Below are 24,333 nucleotides of genomic sequence, written 5' to 3'. Positions count from 1 at the left end.
CGAGACTCTCCTATACCCCTACTCGGCCAGCGCGGCGGGGGCCGGCGTATCCGCAGGGGGGGGTGTGTTGTCCGTTGTCGCCGGCACGCTGGGAGCGGTCGGTGTGCTCTGCCGGGGTGCCTGGGGCACAGGCGCGGCACCGGGCTCAGCCGGTGGCGCGGTGGCGACCGGTTCACGCAGCGGCATGCGCACTTCACTGGCGCCATTGCTGAGCAGCACGTAGTCGCTGCCAATCTGTTCCAGGCGCCATTCATCGGCGAGCGCCATGCCCAGTTCCAACAGCAGGCGCTGGTCGCCCTCGCGCTCACTGAAACTGGCCAACTGGCGGCCCTGCTCCAGCGCGATGCCGCTCAGCCGCCAGGCCTCGCGCAACTGCTCGGCATCGAGGTTTTCCTGCGGCTCATCCTTGAGCACCGGTGGCCGTCGGGTACTGCTGAACAGCGGCCGCTCGATCATCTCCTGGTACTCGCTGAAGGGCGGGGTAACGCCTGCAGGTTCGACCGCCTCTGCCATAGCGGGAGCCGGAGCCGGAGCCGGAGCGAGATCGGGCTCCGGTTCGGGCTCGGTAGCGACAGGCGTCTCCGGCTCTTCCTCGGCGGCCTTGAGGGCGGCAACCACGGCCGGCAGAAGCAGCAACACGATCAACACCAGCACGACCAGCCGCCAGTGGCTACGCAACAGCTGCAGCAGCGCTTTCATGGCGTCGCCTCCTGGGCAATGAAGCCCTTGAGATCGAAGGTCACATCCAGCGACGGCACAGCCTTGAGATCCGCCGCTCGACGCAGGCGCTGCATGGCGACCCGCGGGTTGCTCAGCACCACGATATTTTCCACCAGCAGCAGCGGCTCATGGTTGGCCAACTCATAGAGCAGACGCACCAGCTGTTCGGTTTCGCCGCGCAGGTGCACCTTGAGGCCCACCGCCGGCACGGGCGCCTCGGCATCCTCGCGGCTGAGAATCTGGGTACTGACCACCTGCGCGCCAACCTGACCGATCAACTGACCGATCTGCTGTTGCAGTTCGGCGCTGGCCAGGGCTGGGCGTGACTCGGCGAACACCAGGCGACCCAGCGGATCGTCTTGCTTGAGTTCGGCCAGGCGCGCCTCCTGGGCGGGCAACTCGGCAACCAGGCGCTGATAGACCTCCAGGCGTTGCTGCAGATCGGCAATGACTTCCTCATCGGACTGGAAACGGCTGAGCAGCGGGCCGATCACCAACCACAGCAGCAGGCTGACCAGTGCCAGCAGGATCAACACCGCCAGCAACTGACGCAAGCGCAAGGGAATCATGGCGCCTCCTCGGCCGGACGACGCTCGGCGATCAGGCTGAAGCGATCCTTCTCGGTGCGTGGATTGCTGGTGATTGGTGAGGCGTAAGTGACGTTCTGCAGGGTCTTGGATTGTTCGAACAGGCCAATCAGGGCCGAGGCCTCGGCCGACTCACCCTCGAGGCGCACCCGTTCGCCGGTCAGTTCGAAGCGGCTGAGCCAGGTGCTGTCCGGCAGTAGCAGGGTCAGTTCGTTGAGAATGTTCAGCACGTCGTCGGCCTGGGCCTGCTGCTCGTAGAGATAAGCGCGCCCGGCCTCCAGGCGCTTCAGTTCATCGCGCACCGCCGCCGCACGCTCGGCGGCCGCCTTGGGCGCACCCAGTTCGCTGGCCAGGCGCTCGGCACGCTGCTGTTGTTGCCAGAGTGGCAGCGCGGCCAGTGCGACCAGCGCCACTAGCGCGGCAATCTGCAAACGGCGATTGCCGCGCCAGCCGCCGCGCTTGCGCAACAGCCCACCGGGTAGCAGGTTGATCGGCTGAGCGTGGCGACGGGCATCGTCTTCAGCCAGAGTGACCAGGGTGGGGTGGACGGCCAAAGCCTCCAGGCGTCTGAGCAGTTGGTCCAGGTACTCGCGCGGCACCACCAGCAGTTCAACCTGCAGGCGCTGGTGACGGCGATCGCGCTCGAGGATGCGATATCCGAAATAGACCTGCTCAGCGGTGAAAGGAGTGTGGCGATCCATCTCGAAGCGCAGCACGTTACTCAGCCCCGCCTCGGTGGCGGCCGGCAGGCTCAGCACCTTGCGCAGCACCTTCTGCTCGGGAAGCAACAGGATCACCTGAGAGGCCTTGGTCTCGCGGGCGAGCAGCGCTTCGACCAACGCGGGCGGCCATTCGCCCTCCTCACCCAAGGGCATGCTGACAAGGGTCTCGTGCTGACTGAAACTGCCGAAAGCGAGGCTGCACTGATCTTGGTGCAGGATGACAAACAACAGATTGCCGCGACGCCGCAGGCGTTCCCGCCACTGCGCCGGGATCAGACCGAGCAGCTCGCCGCGCCACCATTGCCAAAAGCGCTGGGCCATGACAATCACGGAGTCCGTCGCTACCTGTAAAGCATTGTTCATTGGTTGGCCCTTTGCTCAAGGACGTTGCAATTTCAACACGCCATTACTGCTGGATGCTGTCTTGGAGAACTTCAACACCTTGTCGACGGCCGAGGCCACGCAGGTGAACCAGTACCTGTTGCCGAACCTTTACACCCGTACCCAGAGATGTATCTGTAACGATAGAGTAGTTGACCCCTGGCGCATTGGGCGCCAACAAACGTGGATCCACGCCCACCAGCAGTGGCGGCCGCTGACCACTTTCGTAGTTGCGGCGGCGCTCCTCGATAAAGCGCTCGATGCTGTCCGCACTGATCCCCGGCAACGCCAGTAATACCTCGCGCGGCGCCACCAGCGGATTGACCTCGGCCTTGTTCGAATACAGGGTCAGGGCCGGCAGCACCTGCTGGTAGAGCACCTCGTCGATGCCCAGCACGCGACGCAATTCCTCCAGCCGCTCGAAGGGTCGATTGGCCGGCGCGGGCAGGCCCACTGCCAGGTACTGCTCCTCTTCGGCACCGTCCGGATGCAGCAGGTCATCCTCGTCACGCCAGTCGAGGATCGCATCGACCTGGGCCAGCGCGGCCTTCTCGTCCAGCCCTACCGACTCGAACAAGCCCACCAGCAGTTGCGGGTCGGCCTCGTTCAGGTCGATCTTGCCCAGCTCGTCGAACAGCGCCACTTCGACACTGATGCCGTCCAGCTCCAGGCTGCGCGTGCCGCCATCGGCCAGCCAGCCAGAGGTGTTGGCCTGCAGCAGGCTCCACACGCCCCAGTTGACCCCGGCCTCGGCAACATGCCGGGCACTCGCCGCCTGGCGCGCATTGCTGGCCAGGCGCAGCTCGGTGCGGCTGCCGGCCGACAGGTTGAGGGCGATCAGCGACAGCAGCACCAGCAGCCAGAGCACGCCGACCAGCGCCACGCCGGTTGCGCGCCGGCCTGGATCAGCGACTCTTGACGATGGCATAGGCCATATTCCTCGGTGCCACCAGCAACTCCGCGGCATCATGGCGCTGGCGTGGCGGTGGGGTCAGGCGCAGCAATACGGGTAACTCCGGCCGCCGCTGCCACTGGTTCTGCCATTCCAACGTCCCATCACGACTGCGTTCCAGGTAGCCGAAGCGCCAGGCCTGGGGCATCGCCTCCACCAGCACCTCGTACTCGCCGGCACTGGCCAGGGTTTCGGCCAACAGCGACCAGTTGAGTTCTTCGCTCTCCAGGTACGGCATGTAGCGCATCTGCAACTGCCAGCTCAGCTCCCGCTCGATGAGCTGTTTTTCCTGCACAAGCTGCACCCAGTAGAGCTGTTCGCTGTCGTCCAGGGCGGGTAGCCGGGCGGTGAAAATCAGCTGCTGTTCGTCGCCGTAGAAGGCCATCTGCTGCAGCCCCTGGTCATCACGCAGCGAGACGGCCTGGGGGCTTTCCAGCAGCCGGCGCAGCAGGTCCTGGGTCAGGTAGCGCAGTTCCATCTGCTGCTGGCGCAATTCGGCCGCATGCCAACTGCGCAGCGCCACATGCAGGCCGCCGTAGGCGAGCATGGCCACCAGGCTGGCGAGGGTCAGCGCCACCAGCAGTTCGACCAGGGTGAAACCCCGACTTGCCGGTTTCATGGCGCCTCCTGCAGCAAGCGGATGGTGCTCAGGCTGACCTGCTCGCTGGAACTTCGGCCCCAACTGACCGAAACCCGGATCAGCCAGGGCGTGATGCTGTAGCGCTCGCCGGCTTCCTGGTTGTCGAACTGATAGGGCTCGATCTCGCTCTGCCAGCGATAGTCGCGATCCAGCTTGCCCTGATGCTTGCCGCGACCGTCAGTGTCGAGGCGGATCAGCACATCCGCCAGCTTCGACTCGGCCAGCTGCAGGGCCTCCTGATGACGCTCGGCGACCGCCAGCGAGTTCAGTGATTGCGAGACGATGCGCATGAGTACACTCATGCTCAGGCTGAGGACCAGGAAGGCCACCAGCACCTCCAGCAGGGTGAAGCCGCGCTCGCTATTGTTCCGCCTCACTCTCGCCCTCCTGCTGGCGCACGCTCTGCCGCGGCCGCTCCTCGGGTTCATCCGGGGAGCCGCGCTGCACCCGCCCACTCAACCAGTCGACGCTGATGTCTTCGCTGCGGCCTTGCTCCAGTGACAGGCTGAGGCTACCGCCGGAGGAGTCGCCACGCGGGTAGAACAGGATCTGCGCGGCGCCCGTCAGCGGGTCGCCCGGCCCCGCTCCGCCGGTCAGCGTCAGGCTGAACTGTTGCGGCAGGATGTAGGGCTGTTCCCGATCGCTGAGCAACAGGCCGCCACTGTCGGGGTCCTGACTGATCGCCAGCCGCGTGCCGGTGAGGATCGCCTGGCTGCGCGCATGCCGCAGCAGCGCGACCAACTTGCGGCTCTCGGCCTCAAGGGTCAGGCCCGGCAGGATGCGCTGAAAGGCCGGGCCGACCAGGCTGATCGCCAGGCTGGCGATCACCAGCACCACCAGCAGCTCCAGCAGGGTAAAGCCGCGGGCTCGGCTACTCCCAACTGCGCACATCGCGGTCCTCTCCGTCGCCCCCCTCGCGGTTGTCGGCCCCCAGGCTCCAGAGGTCGAACTCGCCGTGCTGACCGGGCGCGCTGTAATGGAACTCGTTGCCCCAGGGATCCTTGCGGATCACGTTTTTCTTCAGGTAGGGGCCATTCCAGCCGTCGACGTTGTTCGGCTTGGTGATCAACGCCTCGAGCCCCTGGTCGCTGCTCGGATAGCGCCCCAGTTCCAGGCGATAGAGGTCCAGGGCCGAACTCAGCTCCTGAATCTGCAAGGCGGCCGCCTTGGTTTTCGACCCGCTCAATTGCTTGAATACCTGCGGGCCTACCAGGCTGGCCATCAAACCGAGGATCACCAGCACCACGAGGATTTCCAGCAGGGTAAAACCGGCACTGCGCCGTTCTGTAGGGGTCAAGAATGAGAATGTAGATCTGCGTCGACTGTGCATGAGTTTCTCCCTGGTTAAATCGGTATTTCGGTAATACTCATGATGGCCACTAGCACCGAGAGGATGATGCCGGCGATCAGCACGCCGAGACCGACGATCAGCATCGGCTCCAGTACCGCCAGCAAGCGCTGGATGGCGACCTCGACCTCGCGATCGTAGGTATCCGCCACTTTCAGCAGCATTTCGTCGAGACGGCCGGTTTCTTCACCGACCTGGATCATCTGCAGGGCCAGCACCGGGAACACCCCGGAGGCCAACAACGGCGCGGCCAGTTGTCGCCCCTGCTTCAGGCTCTCGGCGGCGATACCGACCTGCTCCACCAGCAATTGGTTGCTCAGGGTCTGACGGGCGATGTTCAGCGCCTGCAGCAGCGCCACCCCGCCGGTCAGCAGGGTGCCCAGGCTACGGGCGAAGCGGGCGGTTTCGATGCGTTGACGCAAGGAGCCGAACAGCGGCAGGCGCAGCATCAGACGATCCCACTGCAGGCGATAGCCCGGCTGTTTGAGCAACTGGCGCCAGCCCCAGACCGCCGCCAGTACCAGCAGCAACAGCCAGACCGCTGAGCCGCGCAGCACTTCAGCCACGCTGATGACGATCTGGGTCGACAACGGCAGCGCCGCGCCCATGTCGTCGAACAGCTGGCGGAACTGCGGAATCACGTAGGTGAGGATCACCAGCAGCGAAGTCACCGACACCCCCAGCAGGATCACCGGGTAGATCAGCGCCGACACCAGGCGATCGCGTAACGACTTGCTGCGTTCCAGGTAATAGGCCAGGTTGTTCAGCCCCTCGGCCAGGTCGCCGGCCACTTCCGAAGCCTGCACCATGCTGATGTAGAACCCGGAGAACAGCTCCGGGCGCTCGGACAGAATGCGTGACAGGCTGACGCCGCGGCGCACGCCCTCCTGGATCGGGCTGATCAGCTGCTGCATGGGCGCATCGACGCTGACCCGCAGCATGATCTCCAGCGAGCGATCCAGCGGCACCCCCGACTGCAGCAGCGAGGCCAGGTGCTGGGTGAACAGGATCACCAGTTTCTTGCTCCGCGACGCGCCCAGCAGGCTGCTGAGGTCGAGCTGCAACCAGGCCTGCCAGCCACGCTGGGGGCCGATTTCGATCGGGATCAGCCCGCGCGTATGCAACTGCTCGAGCACGGCCTGCTCGTCGGCCACCTCCAGCTGGCCCTGCTGGACCTCGCCGTTGTCGCTCACCGCGCGGTAGTGAAACAGTGGCATCTAGCCCTCCTGGGTAACGCGCAGCACTTCTTCGATATTGGTGGTGCCCTCCAGCGCCTTCAGGCAGCCGTCGTCGTACATGCTCAGCATGCCTTCCTCGCGGGCCGCCTGGCGCAGGGCGCCGGCGTCGGCATGCTGGAGCACCAGGCGCCGCAACTGATCGCTGAGGGTCAGCACCTCGATGATGGCGATGCGGCCGTGATAGCCGGTGCCGTTGCAGGCGCTGCAACCCTTGGAGCGGTAGAGGGTCACCGGGCGCTCGCCGGCCAGGCGATCGAGGCGCAGTTCGTGGAGCATCTCCGCCAGCGGCTGGTAGGGCTCGCGGCACTCCAGGCACAGTTTGCGCACCAGGCGCTGGGCCAGCACGGCATTCAGGGTCGAGGTCAGCAAATAGTCCTCGACGCCCATCTCCAGCAGGCGGGTGACGCTGCTCGGTGCATCGTTGGTGTGCAGGGTCGACAGCACCAGGTGGCCGGTCAGTGCCGACTGGATGCAGATGCGCGCGGTTTCCAGGTCGCGCATCTCGCCGACCATGATCACGTCCGGGTCCTGGCGCACGATCGAACGCAGGGCGTTGGCGAAGCTCAGGCCGATGGCCGGCTTGACCTGGATCTGGTTGACCCCCTCGAGCTGGTACTCGACCGGGTCTTCGACGGTGATCAGCTTGCTCTCGCTGGTATTCAGGCTGTTCAGCGCGGTGTACAGGGTGGTGGTCTTGCCGCTGCCGGTGGGGCCGGTGACCAGCAGCACGCCGTGGGGGATCTTCAGCACGCTCTGCAGGCGCTGCAACGGCTGGGCGCTGAAGCCCAGGGCGGCGAAGTCGAGGACCACGCTCTCGCGGTTGAGCAGGCGCAGCACCACGCTCTCGCCGTGCATGGTCGGCACCGTGGAGACGCGGATGTCGAGGTCGTTGCCCTGCACGCGCATCTCGATTCGGCCGTCCTGCGGCAGTCGTCGTTCGGCGATGTTCAGCCGCGCCATCAGCTTGATCCGCGAGATCACCGCCGGCGACAACTGCACCGGCGGCGCCTCGGTCTCCTGCAGCACACCATCGACCCGGTAGCGCACCTTGAGCCGGCTCTCGAACGGCTCGACGTGGATGTCCGAGGCACGCAGCTCCACCGCGCGCTGGATGATCAGGTTGACCAGGCGGATCACCGGCGCCTCGCTGGCGCGGTCGCGCAGCTGTTCAACGTCCTCGACCGACTCCTGCTCGCTGGCCTCGACCCGCGAGAGGATGTCGCCCATCTGGCTCTGGCCCTGGCCATGCATGCGCTCGATGGCGGCATCGATCTCCGAGCTGAGCGCTACTCGCGGGGCAATCGGACAACCGGCGGCCAGGGTCAGCGCGTCCAGCACGAAGTGGTCCTGCGGGTCGGCCATGGCCACCAGCAGCTCGCCATCGTCGAATTCCAGCGGCAGCGCCCGGCACTCCTTGAGGAAGCGATAGGACAGGCGCTCGGCCAGCAGCGGCGCGGTGGGAAAATCGCTGGCGGCGACCCGCGGCAGCCCGAGCAACAGCGACAACTGCTGGGCGATGTCCTGCTCAGAGACCAGGCCCAGGCGATTGAGCAGGGTCGCCAGCGGGGTACTCTCGACCTGCCCGGCCTGCATGCGCAGCACCCGGTTGTAGTCGGCTTCATCCAGGCGACCGGCCTTGACCAGCGCCTGGCCGATATCGAGCGGTTCCTCAGGCGATACATCACCTTGTGCGGCAAGCATAGTGTTCCAACCTCGGGCTCGACCTACTGCACACGACTCCCTCGTGATGGCTCAACGCCCAGCATGATCCGATTCGATTTTGCGACACGCTTCACTATAGACGCTGGCTTCTGCGGCGTCGGCTTGCCGCTGCGCGAGCCAGATCGACGGCGAGGCTACTCGCTGCGCAAAGCATCCACCGGATGCAGGCGCGCCGCCCGGCGGGCCGGCGCGATGCCCGCCAGCAGGCCGATCACCGCCGACAGCAGCAGGGCCAGCAGCAGGAAGCCGGGCGCCAGGCTCAGCGGCAAGGCGGGCACGGCCAGGTACAGGCCGAGCAACAGCAGGCCCATCAGCAGCAGGCCGAGCAGGCCGCCGGCCAGCGACAGCAGCGCGGCCTCGGCCAGGAACAGCCCGAGCACCTGCCGATCGCTGGCGCCGATGGCGCGCAACAGGCCGATCTCGGCGGTGCGTTCGGCCACCGTGGTGGTCATGATGGTGAGGATGCCGACCGCCCCGACCAGCAGGGAAATCCCGCCGAGGGCACCGATGGCGATGGTCAGGGTGCCGAGGATGCGGTCGAGGCTGGCGAGCATGTCGTCCTGGGTGGTCAGGGTGAAGTCCTCGTCGCCGTGGCGCTCGAGCAGCATGCGGCGCACCCGCTCGGCCAGCTGCGCCGAGCCGGTGCCGGCATTGAACACCAGGTCGATCTCCATCAACCCCTCGCGGTTGAACAGGCTCTGCGCCCAGTCCACCGGAATGTAGGCAATGTCGTCGAGGTCGTAGCCGAGCAACTGGCCCTTCTCCTCCATCACCCCGATCACCCGGAAGCGCACGCCACCGACGCGGATGCGCTCGCCCAGCGGGTTGGCTTCGCCGAACAGCTCGCGCCGCAGCTTGTGGCCGAGCACCGCATAGGGCGGCGAACGGCCGTCGCGCGCCTCGGGCAGGAACTGGCCGAGGGCCAGGCGGAAGCGCCAGGCCTCGGCCAGTTGATGGCCGCCGCCGATGATGTCGCTGTTGCGGCTCATGGCGCCGAACTGGATATCGCCGCTGCCCTGGATGATCGGCACCACCGCCTCGACATGCGCCAGATGGCCCAGGGCGGCCGAGTCGGCGAGGGTCAGCGGACGCACGCTGCTGAGGATGCCGCCCATGCCGCTGGTCAGGGTCTTGCCCGGGTTGACCGCAATGATGCGCGTGCCGAACTGCGAGAAGTTGTCCAGCACATACACCCGCAGGCCCTCGCCGATGGCCGTGAGCAGGGCCACCGCGGCGATGCCGATGGCCACCCCGAGCAGGGTCAGCAGGCTGCGCAACGGCCGGCTGATCAACGCCGAGGCGGTCATCCTGAAGCCGTCTTCCCAGCGCATCATGTGCGCGCCCCCGGCGGCCGCAGCGCTTCCAGCGGTTCCAGCCGCGCCGCCTGGTTGGCCGGCAGCCAGGCGAACAGCAGCGCCGCCAGCAGGGCCAGCAGCAGCGAGCCGGCGCGCGCCCAGGCCGGGGTCTGCAGCGGGATATCCCACAGCTGGCGGCCGAACCAGAGCAGCAGCTCGCTGAGCAGCAGCCCGGCCAGGCCACCGGCCAGGGCCAGCAGCGCGGCCTCGCCGACGAACAGCAGGCGCACCTGCCCCGGCCGCGCGCCCAGGGCCTTGAGCAGGCCGATCTCGGCGGTGCGCTGGTTCACCGCGATCCAGGTCACGTTCATGATCAGGATGCCGGCCACCAGCAGGCTGATCGCGGCGATCCCGGCCAGGGCCAGGCCAAGCGCATCGAGGATGCCCTCGAAGGCGGCGAGCAGGCTGTCCTGGCTGATCAGGGTGATGTCCTCCTTGCCCTCGTGGCGGGCGGTGATGGTTTCGATAATCTGCCGCCTGGCGCTGGCCATGAACTGCGGCCCGCGCACCTCGGCGAACACGCGGAACAGGCCCTCGCGGTTGAACAGCGCCTGGGCACTGGCCACCGGGATGATCAGCATCTCGCCGAAGTCCATGCCCAGCGACTCGCCGCGCTGGTTGAGGATGCCGACCACCCGGAAGCGCCGGTCGCCAGCGCGCAGCCACTCACCGAGCGCCGGCCGGTTGCCGAACAGTTCGCGGCGCAGGGTCGCGCCGATCACGCAGACCGCCTCGGCCTGGTCCAGCGCCATGGCCGGGAGGATCTGGCCCTGGGCCACCCCGAGCTGGCGGATGGCGAAGAATTCGCGACTGGTGCCCAGGGTGAAGGCCTCGCGCGAGCGGTTGCCGACGTTGACCTCGGCCTGGCCGGCCTGCAGCGGCGCGACCCGCCGTACCCCGGGCAGGCGGGCGATGGCCAGGGCATCGCCCAGGGTCAGGTCGCGGGTGGCCAGGCCGGTGATCGGCGGCATGCCGCCGGTGGTTTCCTTGCGTCCCGGCAGGATGCTCAGGGTGTTGTGGCCGAGCAGGGAAAACTCGCCGACGACGAACTGCCGGGCGCCCTCGGCCAGGCCGGTGAGCAGGTTCACCGCGACCACGCCGATGGCGATCGCCAGCAGCAGCATCAGGCTGCGCGAACCGTGCCCGCGCAGGGCGCCGAGCATCAGCCCCAGGCCATCAGCGCTGCGCATCGCCCTGGCCCTGCTGGAGGTCGTCGATGATCCGCCCGTCGAGCATGCTCAGGCGCCGCCGCGCGCGCCCGCCGATGGCGGCATCGTGGGTCACCACCAGCAGGGTCAGGCCCTCGCCATTGAGCTCCTCGAGCAGGGCCACCACCTCGGCGCCGGAATGGCTGTCGAGGTTGCCGGTGGGTTCGTCGGCCAGCAGCAGGCTCGGCTGCATGACCATGGCGCGGGCAATTGCGACCCGCTGGCGCTGGCCGCCGGACAATTCCGCCGGACGGTGACGCACCCGGTCGCCGAGGTTCAGGCGCTCGACCAGGCGCGCGCTGCGCCGCCGCCGTTCGGCCGGATCGAGGCCGGCCAGGACCATCGGCAGCTCGATGTTTTCCAGGGCCGTCAGGCGCGGGATCAGGTGATAGGACTGGAACACGAAGCCGATGTGCCGGCTGCGCAGTTCGGCGCGGCGGTTCTCGTCGAGCGCCGCGGTGGCCTCGCCGTTGAGCCAGTACTCGCCGCTGTCCGGTGCATCGAGCAGGCCGAGGATATTGAGCAGGGTCGACTTGCCCGAGCCGGATGGGCCCATCACCGTCAGGTACTCGCCAGCGGCCACCTCCAGGCTGACCGCGTCCAGGCCCATGACCCGCTGATCACCGAGGATGAAGCAGCGGGTTACTTCGCGCAGGCGGATCATGGCGGCCCCGGCTCCTGCGGGGTCACCGCCACCCCGTCGGCCAGGCCCTCCTGCTCCAGGCTGGCGAGGATGCGCTGGTCCTCGGTCAAGCCATCGAGCACCTCGGTCCAGCGCCAGTTGCCCAGCCCGGTGCGCACCTGCACCTCGCGCAGCACGCCGGCGTCGGGGTCGTAGCGCAGCACCCGCTGGCCCTCCAGCAGGGTCTCGGTGGGAATGCGCAGGGCATCGACATGCTGCTCGAGGAGAATCTCGACGTCGGCGCTGTAGCCGGTGAGCAGCGCCACATCGGCCGGCACCGCGTCGAAACGCACCTCGACATCGACGGTGCGCGCCTGTTTTTCCAGATCGCGGACGAAGGGCGCAATGCGACTGACCGTGCCGGCGAAACGGCGCTCGCGAAAGGCATCCAGGCTGACCCTGACCGGCATGCCCAGGCCCACCCGCGAGGCGTCCACCTCGTCGATCGGCGCCTCGACATACAGGCAGCTGTCGTCGATCAGATCGACCGCCGGCGGCGTCGGAATCCCCGGTGGCGAGGGCGTGACGAACTCGCCGACCTCGCCGTTGATCTCGGCGATGATCCCGGCAAAAGGCGCGCGCAGCGTGGCCTGATCGAGCAGCGCACGCTGCAGGGCCAGGTTCGCCTCGGTCTCGCGGATCGCCGTGGCGGCGGCGCTGCAGGCCAGCTCGGACAGGCGTGCATGGGTGGCGCTCTGGTCGACCCGATCCGCGGCCACCAGCTGGCGCTCCTGCAGCTTGGCCAGACGCTGATAGTCGCGGCGATCCAGGTCGGCCTGCAGGCAGCGCTGCTGGCGCTGGTTACGCTGACCATCGAGGCGCGCCTCGACCTCGCGCACCCGGGCCTGCTGCTCATCCTGACGCAGGCGCATCAGTACCTGGCCGGACTCGACCCGCTGGCCTTCCTCGACCAGGCGCTCGCTGACCTTGGCGCCCAGGTTGAACGACAGCTGGGTACGCCGGCAGGCCTTGAGCGTGCCGGCGCGGGTATTGGCCACTTGGGTCTCCACCGGCCCGCGCTGCACCGCAATCAGGCGCACCGGCAATGGCTGCGGCCGGGTCCACCACCAGAAAGCCGCCACCACGCCCAGCAATAGCAGCACAGCCATCAAGATCTTGCGCATCACAGCCTCCCTTTGCTGGTGTTCAGCCTAGGTCAGCAGAAACCACGCAACAATGCGCCAGGTCAGCGAAAGCTGCGGTCTGGCCTTTGCCGGCACAGCGGTTCACACTTTCTCTCAACGCAATAGAGGAGCGCAGTCATGAGCGGAACCGAACAACGCCCGCTGGTCGAGCGGGTGGAAATGAACCAACTGCCCTGCTGGCGCGTGCGCACCGCCAACGCCGAACTGCTGGTCGCGCAACAGGGCGCGCAGATCCTCAGCTACCAACGCAATGGCGAGCAGCCGCTGATCTGGCTCAGCAAACAGGCCGAATTCAAGCACGGCCAGGGCGTACGCGGCGGAGTGCCGGTGTGCTGGCCCTGGTTCGGCGACCTGCGGCGCAACCCGCAGGAGGTGCAGGCGATGTATCAGGGCGGCAGCCTGGTGCCGGCCCACGGCCTGGTGCGGGCACTCGACTGGCAGCTGCTCGGCATCGACAGCCAGGACCACAGCGTGGTCCTCGAGTTCGTCTTCAACAGTGTCGAGCAGGCGCAGACGGAATGGCCGCACGCCGCCGAACTGAAGCTGCGCATCCGCCTCGATGACCAGCTGCACCTCGAACTCGAGACGCGCAACCTCGGCGACACCCCCCTGGCCTTCAGCCAGGCCCTGCACAGCTACTTCGCCGTCAGCGATATTCGCCAGGTGCGCGTCGAGGGACTCAGGGGCTGCAGCTACATCGACACCCTGGACAACTGGCTGGAACGACAACAGAGCGACATCCTGAACTTCCACGGCGAAACCGACCGCATCTACCTGAATACCCCGGCGCAACTGAGCATCGTCGACCCCGCCTGGCAGCGACGCATCCGCCTGAACAGCAGCGGCTCAGGCTCGGCCGTGCTGTGGAACCCCTGGACCGACAAGGCCCGCCGCCTCTCGCAATTCGCCGAAGACGCCTGGCAAGGCATGCTCTGCATCGAACACGCCAACGTCCTCGACGATCACGTCCTGCTCGCCCCCGACGCCCAGCACCGGCTCAGCGTCAGCCTGTGGAGCGAAGCCTTGCCGGCCTGAGACGACAAACCGCCGACGGTTAGATTGCCGTTGGCGGGGGCGTGCGTGACATAAACAGAGAAGTAAAACCGCTACAGCATTCACATAAAGGCGCCTATTACTTTTAACTTCTGTGATGCGCCACTACTTTGCCAGTAAGTGATTACCTACACGACACACTCATTATCTCGCACGCGCATAAAACACTTTGAAACTTGCGTAGTGGCTCGCAAAAACAATGGGAACTATCGTCCCAGTAATAACTCCTGCAATCGTCGTCAGTGCCATCTACTTCACACTTTCAAAGGTTGCCCCTCAGCCGTCATGGGGCTAGGATGCCGGCCTCAAAGGGACTTTGCGCAATTTGTTGCACATAATAAGTGCGCAAGAAGTTGCGCAACTCGGACAATTCAGCGGCCACCAATCTATATAGGCCGTTTGTTCCCGAGTTGCTTGAACCACTAGTCGAGTCATGGAATGACGTATTCGAACAAGCTCACAGCTTATTACCTGGAGCTGGCCAAACTCCCTATTAATGAGGGGGCCTTTGCCGGTAGCGACGTGCGTTATTCCAGCGAATACGAAGTGCTGGAAAACGAGCTGAGCAAGGCCACCGCCCTGCATGAAACCGCCAGCATCGACTGGCAGAAAATCCGCGAAGACAGTGAGACACTGCTCAGTGCTCACTCCAAGGACCTGCGCGTCGCGTCCTGGTTGATCTGGGGCCTGTATCAGCGCGAATCCTTCGCCGGCCTGCAAGCCGGCCTGAGCCTGCTGCACTACCTGTGCCTCAACCACTGGGACGAACTGCATCCGCGTAAGGCGCGCACCCGCGCCGCCGCCATCAGCTGGCTGATCCCGCGCCTGGAACAGGCATTGGCCGAGCATGTGCCGATCGGCGAGCAATTGGCGCTGTTCCGCAGCCTGGCCGAACAACTGCGTGCCCTCGAAGCCTGTTTATCCACCCAGTTGGGCGAAGATGCGCCGCTGCTGCTGCCGTTGTGTCGGCGCCTCGACGAGCTGGTCAAGCGTGCCAGCCAGGGCCAGCCGGAGCCCGGCAGCGTCGGCGCGGCGTTGGCCCAGGTCAAGCAGGTCGCCAGCCAACTGCTCACCCCCGGCGTTGCGGTAGATAGCGAGAAAGACGCGCACAAGAGCCTGCGCGGCCTGCAAGACCAGGCCCGACCACTGTGCGCCTATTGGCTCAAGCAGAAGGCCAGCGACCTGCGCGCCCTGCGTCTGGCCCGCACCCTGCTGTGGCTGCCGATCGACAGCCTGCCGGAACGCAACGCCGAACAGGTCACCGCCCTGCGCGGCCTGCCCGCCGACAAGCTGGCCAGCTATCAGGAACGCTATCAACAAGACCAGTACGCCGATCTGCTGGTGGATCTGGAAGCCAGCATTGCCCGCGCGCCCTTCTGGCTCGACGGCCAGCACCTGGTCTGGCAGTGCCTGGAAGGCCTCAAAGCCGAACAGGCGATGCGCGAAGTGGAGATCCAGTTGGCGCTGTTCCTGCAGCGCATGAACGGCCTGGAAGAGCTGCACTTCCACGATGGCAGCGCCTTCGCCGATGCCCAGACCCGCGCCTGGATCAGCTCCCACGTCATGCCCCACCTGCAGCTCACGGTGGCCGACAGTACTCCGGCGGCCAATGACGGCGCTAGTCAACCGGCCTGGGATGTCGCCCTGCAGGACGTGCTACCGCAGCTGCGCAAGGACGGCCTGAAAGCGGCCGTACAACAACTGAAAAAGGGCTTGGCCAAGGCCCGCGGCGGTCGTGAACGCTTTTTCTGGCAATTGACCCTGGCCCGCCTGTGCTACAGCGCCAAAAAGTATGAACTGGCCAAAACCCAACTCGAATCGCTAGATCAGACGCTACAGGCCTCAGGCCTCGGCGACTGGGAACCCGATCTCGCCCTGGACGTACTGCGCATGCTGCACAGCTGTTGCGAGCTGCTGCCGCAGAATCATGCGGTGCGCGAAAGCAAGGAAGAGATCTATCGCAGGCTGTGCCACCTCGATCTCGAAGTGGTGCTTGAGTAGGGCGCGTAAGCGCCCCCTAGGCCCCCGGGCCGTAAACGCAAAGGAGAACACCCATGGCCAAAGAAGGCTCGGTAGCCCCCAAGGAACGCATCAACGTCACCTTCAAACCGTCCACCGGCGGCGCTCAGGAAGAGATCGAACTGCCGTTGAAACTGATGGTGCTCGGCGACTTCACCCAGCGCGCCGATGAACGCAAGATCGAAGACCGCAAGCCGATCAGCATCGACAAGAACAGCTTCGACGAGGTGCTGGGCAAGCAGGAGCTCAACCTGACCTTCGGCGTACCCAACCGCCTGCAGGACGAGCCGAGCGACGATGAACTGGCCGTACAGTTGCGGATCAACTCGATGAAGGACTTCAACCCGGCCAACCTGGTCGAGCAAGTGCCCGAGCTGAAGAAGTTGATGGAACTGCGCGACGCGCTGGTTGCCCTCAAAGGCCCGCTGGGCAATGCCCCGGCCTTCCGCAAGGCGATTGAAAGCGTACTCGCCGACGACGACTCGCGTGAGCGCATACTCGGTGAGCTCGGCCTCGCCGCCCAGGGCAAGCTGGATTCCTGATCTCAATTAACAAGGAAGCTAATTTAATGAGCACAAGCGCAGCAGTGGAAAGCGGCCGTAGCGCCGCCGAACTCGGCATTCTCGACCGCATCATCGCCGAGACCAAACTGACTCCGGACGACGACGCCTATGACATCGCCAAGCGCGGCGTGTCGGCGTTCATCGAGGAGTTGCTCAAGCCGCAGAACGAAAATGAGCCGGTGAAAAAGGCCATGGTCGACCGCATGATCGCGGAGATCGACGCCAAGCTCAGCCGGCAGATGGACGAAATCCTGCACAACGCCGAGTTCCAGGCCCTGGAATCCTCCTGGCGCGGCCTGCAGCTGCTGGTGGACCGGACCAACTTCCGCGAAAACATCAAGCTGGAGATCATCAACGCGTCCAAGCAGGACCTGCTCGATGACTTCGAGGACAGCCCGGAAATCACCCAATCCGGCCTGTACAAGCACATCTACACCGCCGAATACGGCCAGTTCGGTGGCCAGCCGGTCGGCGCCCTGATCGCCAACTACTTCTTCGACCCGAGTGCGCCGGACATCAAGACCCTGCAATACGTTGCCAGCGTCGCCACCATGGCCCACGCCCCCTTCATCGCCGCGGCCGGTCCGAAATTCTTCGGCCTGGAAAGCTTCACAGGCCTGCCGGACCTGAAGGACCTGAAAGACCACTTCGAAGGCCCGCAATTCGCCAAATGGCAGAGCTTCCGCGAACAGGAAGACGCCCGCTACGTCGGCCTCACCGTACCGCGCTTCCTCCTGCGCAACCCCTACGATCCAGAAGACAACCCGGTCAAGAGCTTCGTCTACAAAGAGAACGTCGCCAACAGCCACGAACACTACCTGTGGGGCAACACTGCCTACACCTTCGCCAGCCGCCTGACCGACAGCTTCGCCAAGTTCCGCTGGTGCCCGAACATCATCGGCCCGCAGAGCGGCGGCGCAGTGGACGACCTGCCGCTGCACCACTTCGAGAGCATGGGCGAGATCGAAACCAAGATCCCCACCGAAGTGCTGGTCTCCGACCGTCGTGAATACGAATTGGCCGAAGAAGGCTTCATCGCCCTGACCATGCGCAAGGGCAGCGACAACGCCGCGTTCTTCTCCGCCAACTCGGCGCAGAAGCCGAAGTTCTTCGGCATCAGCGCGGAAGGCAAGACCGCCGAACTGAACTACAAGCTCGGCACCCAGCTGCCCTACCTGTTCATCGTCAACCGCCTGGCCCACTACCTGAAAGTGCTGCAGCGCGAGCAGATCGGCGCGTGGAAAGAGCGCACCGACCTCGAACTGGAACTCAACAAGTGGATCCGCCAGTACGTCGCCGACCAGGAAAACCCCAGCGCCGAAGTGCGTGGCCGTCGTCCGCTGCGCGCCGCTCAGGTCATCGTCAGTGACGTCGAAGGCGAGCCTGGCTGGTACCGCGTCAGCCTCAACGTGCGCCCGCACTTCAAGTACATGGGTGCCGATTTCACCCTGTCCTTGGTTGGCAAGCTGGACAAGGAGTGAGGCTCTGCCCATGAACAAAACACACCGGCGTTGCCGCCCAGAAATGCGCCAGGCAAGGCGCGAGACCCGCGGTTTGGTTGTTCCAAATAAGGGTCGATTAACGCAGCCTGACGCGTTTCTGGGCGCAACCCTTCGGGACGCGTCCGTTTTCGCGCATTGCGGCGTCATGACGAACTCGTGGGCAAGCAGCACACCACGTTCGTCCTTCCTGGCACTGCGCGAAAACGGCCAGCGTCGCCACCGTGTTTTGTTCGTGGGCAGAACCTGATTATGGCCGGGTACGGAAGCCTGTTCGAACGCCTCGGCGGTGAAGCCAGCCTACGTGCTGGCTGGAGCCGCGAGGTCGCTGCCATGGCGTCGGTGGCGACCCACCTGGCCAAAATGCTCAGCACCCGGGCGGGCAGCGTGCAAACGCTGCCCGACTACGGGTTGCCCGATTTGAACGATATGCGCCTGTCGCTGCACGATTCGCTGCAGCAGGCGCGTATCGCCATCGAACGCTTTATCGAAGCGTACGAACCGCGTTTGCGCGAGGTGCGGGTGATTTCCCTGCCCCGCCACCACGATCCACTCAGCCTGCGCTTCGCCATCGAAGGCCTGCTGGAAATCGAAGGGTGCAAACGCCAAGTGAGTTTCTCCGCGAGCCTGGACGGCAGCGGACAGGTCAAGGTCAATTAAGGAGCGTCCCATGTCTGGCAAACCCGCTGCACGCCTCAACGATCCGACTGCCTGCCCGATTCCGGGTCACGGCACTAACCCGATCGCCGCCGGTTCGCCCGACGTACTGTTCGACGGCCTGCCGGCCGCGCGCATGGGCGACCCGACCGGCTGCGGCAGCGCCCTGGCCAGCGCGGTGATCCCCAATGTGCTGATCAACGGCATGCCGGCGACCACCGTCGGCACCGTGGGTAGTCATGGCAACGTGGTCACCGCAGGTTCCGGCACAGTTCTCATCGGCGGCTAAGCCGAACCAGCACAGGGATGACCCGCTGAATGTCTTTCAACCACTACTACCAGAGCGAACTCTCCGCCCTGCGCCAGCTCGGCAAGCGTTTTGCCGAGCGCAGCCCGGCGTTGGCACCGTTTCTTGGGCAGAGCGGGCGCGACCCGGATGTCGAGCGGCTGCTGGAGGGCTTCGCCTTTCTTACCGGGCGTCTGCGGCAGAAGCTCGACGACGAGCTGCCGGAGCTGACCCATTCGCTGATGCACCTGCTGTGGCCGAACTATATGCGCCCGCTGCCGGCCTTCAGCATGCTCCAGTTCGACCCGCTCAAGCGTCCCGGCCCGGCGCTGCCGGTGCCGCGCCACACGCCGGTGGAGTCCAAGCCGATCCAGGGCGTGACCTGTCGCTTCCGCACCTGCTTCGCCACCGAAGTGCTGCCCTTGGCGCTCAACGGCCTGGATTACTCGGTCAAGGGCGACGGCGCGCTGCTCAGCCTGCGCCTGGAAATGAGCGCCGATGGTCACCTCGGCGACCTCGACCTCAAGCAGCTGCGCCTGCACCTGGCCGGCGAGCGCTATATCAGCCAGTTGCTCTACCTGAGCCTGCTGCGGCATCTGGGCGGCATCCAGCTGGTGCTGCTGGATGGCGCCGGCAAGCCGCTGCAAGACGCCCAGGGCCAAGCGGTGCCGGCCTTGAAACTGGGCGCCGAGCAGGTGCAGCCGGTCGGCTTCGACGAAGACCAGGCGCTGATCCCCTACCCGCTCAACACCTTCCGCGGCTATCGCTACCTGCAGGAGTACTTCGCCTTTCAGGACAAGTTCCTGTTCGTCGATCTCAAGGGCCTGGATGCGCTCAAGCGCCTGCCGCCAGAGCTGCTCAAGCAGGCCCGCGGCCTGGAGCTGCGCTTCGATATCAACAAGGCCGGGGGGCAACGCATTCGCCCGACCCTGGACAACGTGCGCCTGTACTGCACGCCGGTGGTCAACCTGTTCGCCCACGACGCCATTCCGATCCGCCTGGACGGCAAGCAGGATCAGTACCTGCTGCTGCCTTCGGAGTTCGACTCGCAGCACTGCGGGGTGTTCTCGGTGGACCGGGTCACCGGCTGGAAGCCGGGCGGCAAGGGTTACGAGGAGTACGTGCCGTTCGAATCCTTCGAGCATGACGCCAGCTTCGACGTGCCCCATGCCCGCCCGCACTACAGCGTACGCCAGCAGCCGTCGATGCTCGGCGACGGCCTGGAGACCTACCTGAGCTTCGGCCTGCGCAACCTCGACCAGCACGAAACCCTGTCGATCGAACTGACCTGCACCAACCAGAACCTGCCGCGCCAGCTGGGCCTCGGTGATATCTGTAAGCCCTGCGAGGACACCCCGGAGTTTCTCAGCTTCCGCAATATCAGCGCGGTGACGCCAAGCTACGCACCGCCCCTGCACCGCGATTTCCTCTGGAAGCTGATCAGCAACATGTCGCTGAACTACCTGTCGCTGGCCAACGTCGATGCGCTCAAGGTGATCCTCGAAACCTACGACCTGCCGCGCTACTACGACCAGCACGCGGAGAAGGTCAGCAAGCGCCTGCTCGATGGCCTGAAAAGCATCGGTCATCAGCATGTCGACCGCCTGCACCGCGGCCTGCCGGTGCGCGGCGTACGCACCCAGCTGACGATCAACCCCGAGGGCTATGTCGGCGAGGGCGACCTGTTCCTCTTCGCCACGGTACTCAATGAATTTTTCGCCCTCTACGCCAGCTTGAACTCGTATCACGAGCTGCGCGTGCAGAGCACCCAGGGAGAGGTGTATCAATGGACGCCGCGCATGGGGCAACAACCCCTGCTATGAGACTCCACGCAACGGCATGCAAGCCCGCGGCTGGCAAGGCGCGAACGGGCGAAGACCAGCAGTTTATGGGGGCTAAATGAGCACCCTGAGCCCGGCTGCAACGCCGCCTGGCAGCAGCCCAACAGACTTTGCGCCGGACCTCACCCGGCTTAGCCGGGGCATCCGCGAATACAGCCTGTTCCAGGGTGTGCAGCTGGTGCTGGAACGCCTGCAGGCCGCCCATCCGCACCTGGACGAGCAAGCACTGCTGCAACGCCTGGAACTGCAGGCCAATCCGAGCCTGGGTTTTCCCGGCAGCGATATCGATCGCGTGCAGTTCTTCGAGGAGCACGGCGAGCTGCGCGCACGCCTGCGCATCAATCTGGTCAGCCTGTGCGGGGCCGGCTCCCCCCTGCCCGCCTTCTATGGCGAACAGGCCTTGGGTGACAGTGCGGACGGCAACCCGACCCGGGATTTTCTCGACCTGTTCAACAACCGCCTGCAAAGCTTGCTGCTGCCGATCTGGCAGAAGTACCGCTATCACGCGCGGTTCCAGAGCGGCGCGCTTGACCCGTTCTCCGAGCAGCTGTTCGCCCTGATCGGCCTCGGCGGTGCGCAGATTCGCGCCGCCTCTGAGCTGAACTGGAAACGCCTACTGCCCTACCTCGGCTTGCTCAGTTTGCGCGCCCATTCGGCGGCGCTGATCGAGTCGGTGTTGCGCTACTACTTCAAGCACGCCGCGCTGTTTATCGAGCAATGCCTGGAACGCCAGGTGGAAATTCTCGACGAGCAACGCAATCGCCTTGGCCTGGCCAACAGTCAACTGGGCGAAAGCCTGGTGCTCGGCGAGTTCGTGCGCGACCGCGGCGGCAAGTTCCGCATCCATGTGCGCCAGCTCGACTGGGAGCGCTTCCATGAATTCCTGCCCGTCGGCAGTGGCTACCAACCGCTCTGCGCGCTGGTGCGTTTCACCCTGCGTGACCCGCTGGACTACGACATCCGCCTGGAATTGCGCCAGGACGAAATTCGCCAACTGCGCCTCGGCGCCGACAACCCCTGCCTGCTGGGCTGGACCACCTGGCTGGGACGGGATAACGCCGACGGCGTGGTCACCCTTGGCAGCAAAACTCATTAAGGACTGATGAAATGATCAACGTCGATCTGCAACAGCTGGTACAGGCCCTCGACGCCGCCACCAAGAACGATCTGGAACTCGCGGCCGAACGCTGCGTGGTGCGTGGCGGCAGCAAGATATTGGTCGAGGACCTGCTGCTCGGCCTGCTCGAGCGGCCCGATGGCCTGCTCATCCGCGCGCTGCAGGATGCCGAAGTCGACGCTGGCGAGCTGGCCCGCGCCCTGCAACCGCGCGGCGAGCACAACGAGTCGCGCAACCCGGTGTTTTCCAGCGAACTGGTGCAATGGTTGCAGGACGCCCTGCTGGTGGCCAACCTGGAGCTGGGCCAGAACCAGGTCGAGCAGGCCGCGCTGATCCTCGCCCTGCTGCGCAACCCGATGCGCTATGCAGGCAGCCATTACCAGGCGCTGCTGGCCAAGCTCAACCCAGAGCGCCTGCGCGACTTCGCCATGGCCCAGCAAGCGCAGCCAGCGGCAGGCAAGACCGCCATTGGCGGCGAATCCAACCTGTCGCGTTTCACCCACAACTTCACCCAGCAGGCCCGCGACGGCAAGCTCGACCCGGTACTGTGCCGCGACGCGGCGATCCGCCAGATGATCGACATCCTCGCCCGCCGGCGCAAAAGCAACCCGATCGTGGTCGGCGAGGCCGGTGTCGGCAAGACCGCCATCGTCGAGGGCCTGGCCCTGCGCATCGCCGCCGGCGAAGTGCCGGATGCGCTCAAGGGCGTCGAGCTGCTGTGTCTGGATCTGGGTCTGCTGCAGGCCGGCGCCAGCGTCAAAGGCGAATTCGAACGACGCCTGCAGGGGGTGATCGATGAAGTCAAAGGCTCGCCCAAGCCGATCATCCTGTTTATCGACGAAGCCCACACCCTGATCGGCGCCGGTGGCCAGGCCGGCGGCGGCGATGCCGCCAACCTGCTCAAGCCGGCCCTGGCCCGTGGCGAGCTGCGCACCATCGCCGCCACCACCTGGAGCGAATACAAGAAATACTTCGAGAAGGACCCGGCCCTGGCCCGCCGCTTCCAGCCGGTGCAGCTGCTCGAACCCACGGTCGAGGAAGCGGTGACCATCCTCCGCGGCCTGGCGCCGGTGTATGAAAAAAGCCATGGCATCTACCTGCGCGACGACGCCGTGGTCGCCGCTGCCGAGCTGTCCGCGCGCTACCTGGCCGGTCGCCAGCTGCCGGACAAGGCCGTGGATGTACTGGATACCGCCTGCGCCCGGGTGCGCATCAGCCTGGCCGCCGCCCCCGAGGCGCTGGAGCGCCTGCGTGGCGAAATCGCCGAGGGCGAACGGCAGAGCGAGGCCATGGGCCGCGACCTGGACGCCGGCCTGAATATCGATAGCGACGCCCTCGAGCAGCTGGAGCAGCGCTTGAGCGCAGCCCGCGCCGAACTGGAGCAGATCGAAGCCCGCTGGGCCGTGCAGCGCGAGCTGGCCACCCGTCTGCTCGAGCTGCGCAAGCAGTGCGCCAGCGCCCGTGCCGCAACCAATGAGGAAAACCCGGAACCAGCGGCCGATCTGCAACAGCTGGAAGGGCAGCTGCGCGACGTGCAGGTCGAGCTGGCCGGCGCCCAGGCCCATGAGCGCCTGGTCAGCTTCGAGGTCTGCCCGCGCCTGGTCGCCGAGGTGATCAGCCACTGGACCGGGGTGCCGCTGAGCCAGCTGGCCCGCGAGCACAACAGCAAGGTGCTGAGCTTCGCCAGCGATCTGCGCCAACGTCTGCGCGGCCAGGAACAGGCCATCGAAGCCCTCGACCGCTCGATGCGCGCCAGCGCCGCCGGCCTCAACCGCAGCGACGCGCCGGTCGGGGTATTCCTGCTGGTCGGCCCCAGCGGCGTCGGCAAGACCGAAACCGCCCTGGCCCTGGCCGACCTGCTGTACGGCGGCGAGCGCTTCCTCACCACCATCAACATGTCCGAGTTCCAGGAAAAGCACAGCGTCTCGCGCCTGATCGGTGCGCCGCCCGGCTACGTCGGTTACGGCGAGGGCGGCATGCTCACCGAGGCGGTGCGACAGAAGCCCTACTCGGTGATCCTGCTGGATGAAGTGGAAAAAGCCGACCCGGACGTGATGAACATCTTCTATCAGATCTTCGACAAGGGCGTGGCCAACGACGGCGAAGGGCGCGAGATCAACTTCCGCAATTGCCTGATCCTGATGACCAGCAACCTGGCCAGCGAGCGCATCGCCAGCCTCTGCCAGGGCGGCCAACGCCCGCACGCCGAGGATCTGGAGCAGGCGATTCGCCCGACCCTATCGCAGTACTTCAAGCCGGCGCTGCTTGGGCGCATGCGCGTGGTGCCTTATTACCCAATCGATGGCGAAGTACTCAACCAACTGGTTGGCCTCAAGCTGGCACGGTTCGGCGAGCGCCTGGCCCGCCGTCAGTTGCAGTTCAGCCACAGCGCCGCGCTGGTCGACAACCTCGCCGAGCGCTGCAGCCACAGCGACAGCGGCGCGCGCCTGATCGACCACCTGATCGACCAGCACCTGCAGCCCTTGGTGGTCGATCGCCTGCTGGCGGCCATGGCCAGCGGCGAAAACCTGCAACGTGTGCACGCCACCCTCGACGGTGAAGGAACGGTGGTCTGTGAGTTCGCTTAAGGTCGCACCG

General features: G+C 65.7%; 22 protein-coding genes and 1 pseudogene. 9 read left to right on the top strand and 14 right to left on the bottom strand.

Translation table 11 applies throughout. The features are described from left to right. Positions 1-18: 18 nt before the first annotated feature. The 14 genes from PH586_RS11160 to PH586_RS11095 all read right to left on the bottom strand — a co-directional run bounded on the left by PH586_RS11160 (position 19) and on the right by PH586_RS11095 (position 12,679). Entirely contained in the window at positions 19-699 is a 681-nt protein-coding gene (locus PH586_RS11160) for a hypothetical protein (RefSeq protein ID WP_271347835.1), read from the bottom strand. Continuing rightward, positions 696-1,289 carry a type II secretion system protein GspM gene (gene gspM, locus PH586_RS11155; protein WP_271347834.1) on the bottom strand — a complete coding sequence of 198 codons (594 nt, stop codon included), beginning with the start codon at positions 1,287-1,289 and terminating at the stop codon, positions 696-698. The genes PH586_RS11160 and gspM overlap by 4 nt, the downstream gene beginning before the upstream one ends. Beyond that, positions 1,286-2,392 carry a PilN domain-containing protein gene (locus tag PH586_RS11150; RefSeq protein ID WP_271347833.1) on the bottom strand — a complete coding sequence of 369 codons (1,107 nt, stop codon included), beginning with the start codon at positions 2,390-2,392 and terminating at the stop codon, positions 1,286-1,288. Before PH586_RS11150 ends, gspM begins: the two co-directional genes overlap by 4 nt. Positions 2,393-2,435: 43 nt before the next feature. Beyond that, a complete protein-coding gene (locus PH586_RS11145; protein WP_271347832.1) occupies positions 2,436-3,338 on the bottom strand; it encodes a type II secretion system minor pseudopilin in 903 nt (300 codons plus the stop codon). After that, positions 3,316-3,981 (bottom strand): prepilin-type N-terminal cleavage/methylation domain-containing protein, encoded by a 666-nt coding sequence (locus tag PH586_RS11140; RefSeq protein WP_271347831.1) that lies wholly within the window; start codon positions 3,979-3,981, stop codon positions 3,316-3,318. The genes PH586_RS11145 and PH586_RS11140 overlap by 23 nt, the downstream gene beginning before the upstream one ends. Next, the gene (locus PH586_RS11135) at positions 3,978-4,379 is read right to left on the bottom strand and encodes a type IV pilus modification PilV family protein (protein ID WP_271347830.1); all 402 of its coding nucleotides are present in this window, start codon (positions 4,377-4,379) and stop codon (positions 3,978-3,980) included. The genes PH586_RS11140 and PH586_RS11135 overlap by 4 nt, the downstream gene beginning before the upstream one ends. Continuing rightward, the gene (locus tag PH586_RS11130; protein ID WP_271347829.1) at positions 4,363-4,893 is read right to left on the bottom strand and encodes a GspH/FimT family pseudopilin; all 531 of its coding nucleotides are present in this window, start codon (positions 4,891-4,893) and stop codon (positions 4,363-4,365) included. Before PH586_RS11130 ends, PH586_RS11135 begins: the two co-directional genes overlap by 17 nt. Next, complete coding sequence (gene gspG, locus PH586_RS11125; RefSeq protein ID WP_408636830.1) at positions 4,874-5,332, bottom strand: type II secretion system major pseudopilin GspG; 459 nt, start codon at positions 5,330-5,332, stop codon at positions 4,874-4,876. Before gspG ends, PH586_RS11130 begins: the two co-directional genes overlap by 20 nt. A gap of 14 nt (positions 5,333-5,346) precedes the next feature. Next, positions 5,347-6,567, bottom strand: coding sequence for a type II secretion system F family protein (locus PH586_RS11120; RefSeq protein ID WP_271347827.1), 1,221 nt, complete (start codon positions 6,565-6,567; stop codon positions 5,347-5,349). After that, positions 6,568-8,289, bottom strand: a complete 1,722-nt coding sequence (gene gspE, locus PH586_RS11115) for a type II secretion system ATPase GspE (RefSeq protein ID WP_271347826.1) — start codon at positions 8,287-8,289, stop codon at positions 6,568-6,570. It lies immediately after the preceding gene. Positions 8,290-8,444: 155 nt separating this feature from the next. Then, positions 8,445-9,641 (bottom strand): ABC transporter permease, encoded by a 1,197-nt coding sequence (locus PH586_RS11110; protein ID WP_333908325.1) that lies wholly within the window; start codon positions 9,639-9,641, stop codon positions 8,445-8,447. Then, the gene (locus PH586_RS11105) at positions 9,641-10,855 is read right to left on the bottom strand and encodes an ABC transporter permease (protein ID WP_271347824.1); all 1,215 of its coding nucleotides are present in this window, start codon (positions 10,853-10,855) and stop codon (positions 9,641-9,643) included. The genes PH586_RS11110 and PH586_RS11105 overlap by 1 nt, the downstream gene beginning before the upstream one ends. Continuing rightward, positions 10,842-11,537, bottom strand: coding sequence for an ABC transporter ATP-binding protein (locus PH586_RS11100; protein WP_271347823.1), 696 nt, complete (start codon positions 11,535-11,537; stop codon positions 10,842-10,844). Before PH586_RS11100 ends, PH586_RS11105 begins: the two co-directional genes overlap by 14 nt. Then, a complete protein-coding gene (locus PH586_RS11095; RefSeq protein WP_271347822.1) occupies positions 11,534-12,679 on the bottom strand; it encodes an efflux RND transporter periplasmic adaptor subunit in 1,146 nt (381 codons plus the stop codon). The genes PH586_RS11100 and PH586_RS11095 overlap by 4 nt, the downstream gene beginning before the upstream one ends. Positions 12,680-12,817: 138 nt before the next feature. Here PH586_RS11095 and PH586_RS11090 point away from each other — a divergent pair, with 138 nt between their 5' ends. The 9 genes and pseudogenes from PH586_RS11090 to tssH all read left to right on the top strand — a co-directional run bounded on the left by PH586_RS11090 (position 12,818) and on the right by tssH (position 24,323). After that, positions 12,818-13,735, top strand: coding sequence for a D-hexose-6-phosphate mutarotase (locus PH586_RS11090; protein WP_271347821.1), 918 nt, complete (start codon positions 12,818-12,820; stop codon positions 13,733-13,735). A 456-nt stretch (positions 13,736-14,191) separates the two neighbouring features. Continuing rightward, the gene (tssA, locus tag PH586_RS11085) at positions 14,192-15,754 is read left to right on the top strand and encodes a type VI secretion system protein TssA (RefSeq protein ID WP_271347820.1); all 1,563 of its coding nucleotides are present in this window, start codon (positions 14,192-14,194) and stop codon (positions 15,752-15,754) included. Positions 15,755-15,807: 53 nt separating this feature from the next. Next, positions 15,808-16,314: a type VI secretion system contractile sheath small subunit gene (gene tssB, locus PH586_RS11080; protein ID WP_271347819.1), complete on the top strand. Its 507-nt coding sequence runs from the start codon at positions 15,808-15,810 to the stop codon at positions 16,312-16,314. Positions 16,315-16,340: 26 nt separating this feature from the next. Beyond that, entirely contained in the window at positions 16,341-17,816 is a 1,476-nt protein-coding gene (gene tssC / locus PH586_RS11075; RefSeq protein ID WP_271347818.1) for a type VI secretion system contractile sheath large subunit, read from the top strand. Between the two features lie 270 nt (positions 17,817-18,086). Beyond that, entirely contained in the window at positions 18,087-18,494 is a 408-nt protein-coding gene (tssE, locus tag PH586_RS11070; protein ID WP_271347817.1) for a type VI secretion system baseplate subunit TssE, read from the top strand. A gap of 10 nt (positions 18,495-18,504) precedes the next feature. After that, positions 18,505-18,774, top strand: a pseudogene (locus PH586_RS11065) (PAAR domain-containing protein); the annotation flags it as partial. 35 nt (positions 18,775-18,809) lie between these two features. Then, complete coding sequence (tssF, locus tag PH586_RS11060) at positions 18,810-20,600, top strand: type VI secretion system baseplate subunit TssF (protein WP_271347815.1); 1,791 nt, start codon at positions 18,810-18,812, stop codon at positions 20,598-20,600. A 76-nt stretch (positions 20,601-20,676) separates the two neighbouring features. After that, positions 20,677-21,714 (top strand): type VI secretion system baseplate subunit TssG, encoded by a 1,038-nt coding sequence (gene tssG, locus PH586_RS11055; RefSeq protein ID WP_271347814.1) that lies wholly within the window; start codon positions 20,677-20,679, stop codon positions 21,712-21,714. Between the two features lie 11 nt (positions 21,715-21,725). Beyond that, positions 21,726-24,323, top strand: coding sequence for a type VI secretion system ATPase TssH (gene tssH, locus PH586_RS11050; RefSeq protein ID WP_271347813.1), 2,598 nt, complete (start codon positions 21,726-21,728; stop codon positions 24,321-24,323). Positions 24,324-24,333: the final 10 nt, after the last annotated feature.

Source organism: Pseudomonas aestuarii (assembly GCF_027988105.1).
GTDB classification, from domain to species: domain Bacteria; phylum Pseudomonadota; class Gammaproteobacteria; order Pseudomonadales; family Pseudomonadaceae; genus Aquipseudomonas; species Aquipseudomonas aestuarii.
Note: the sequence above shows the minus strand (reverse complement) of the source record. Positions and strands in the feature narration are given on the sequence as shown.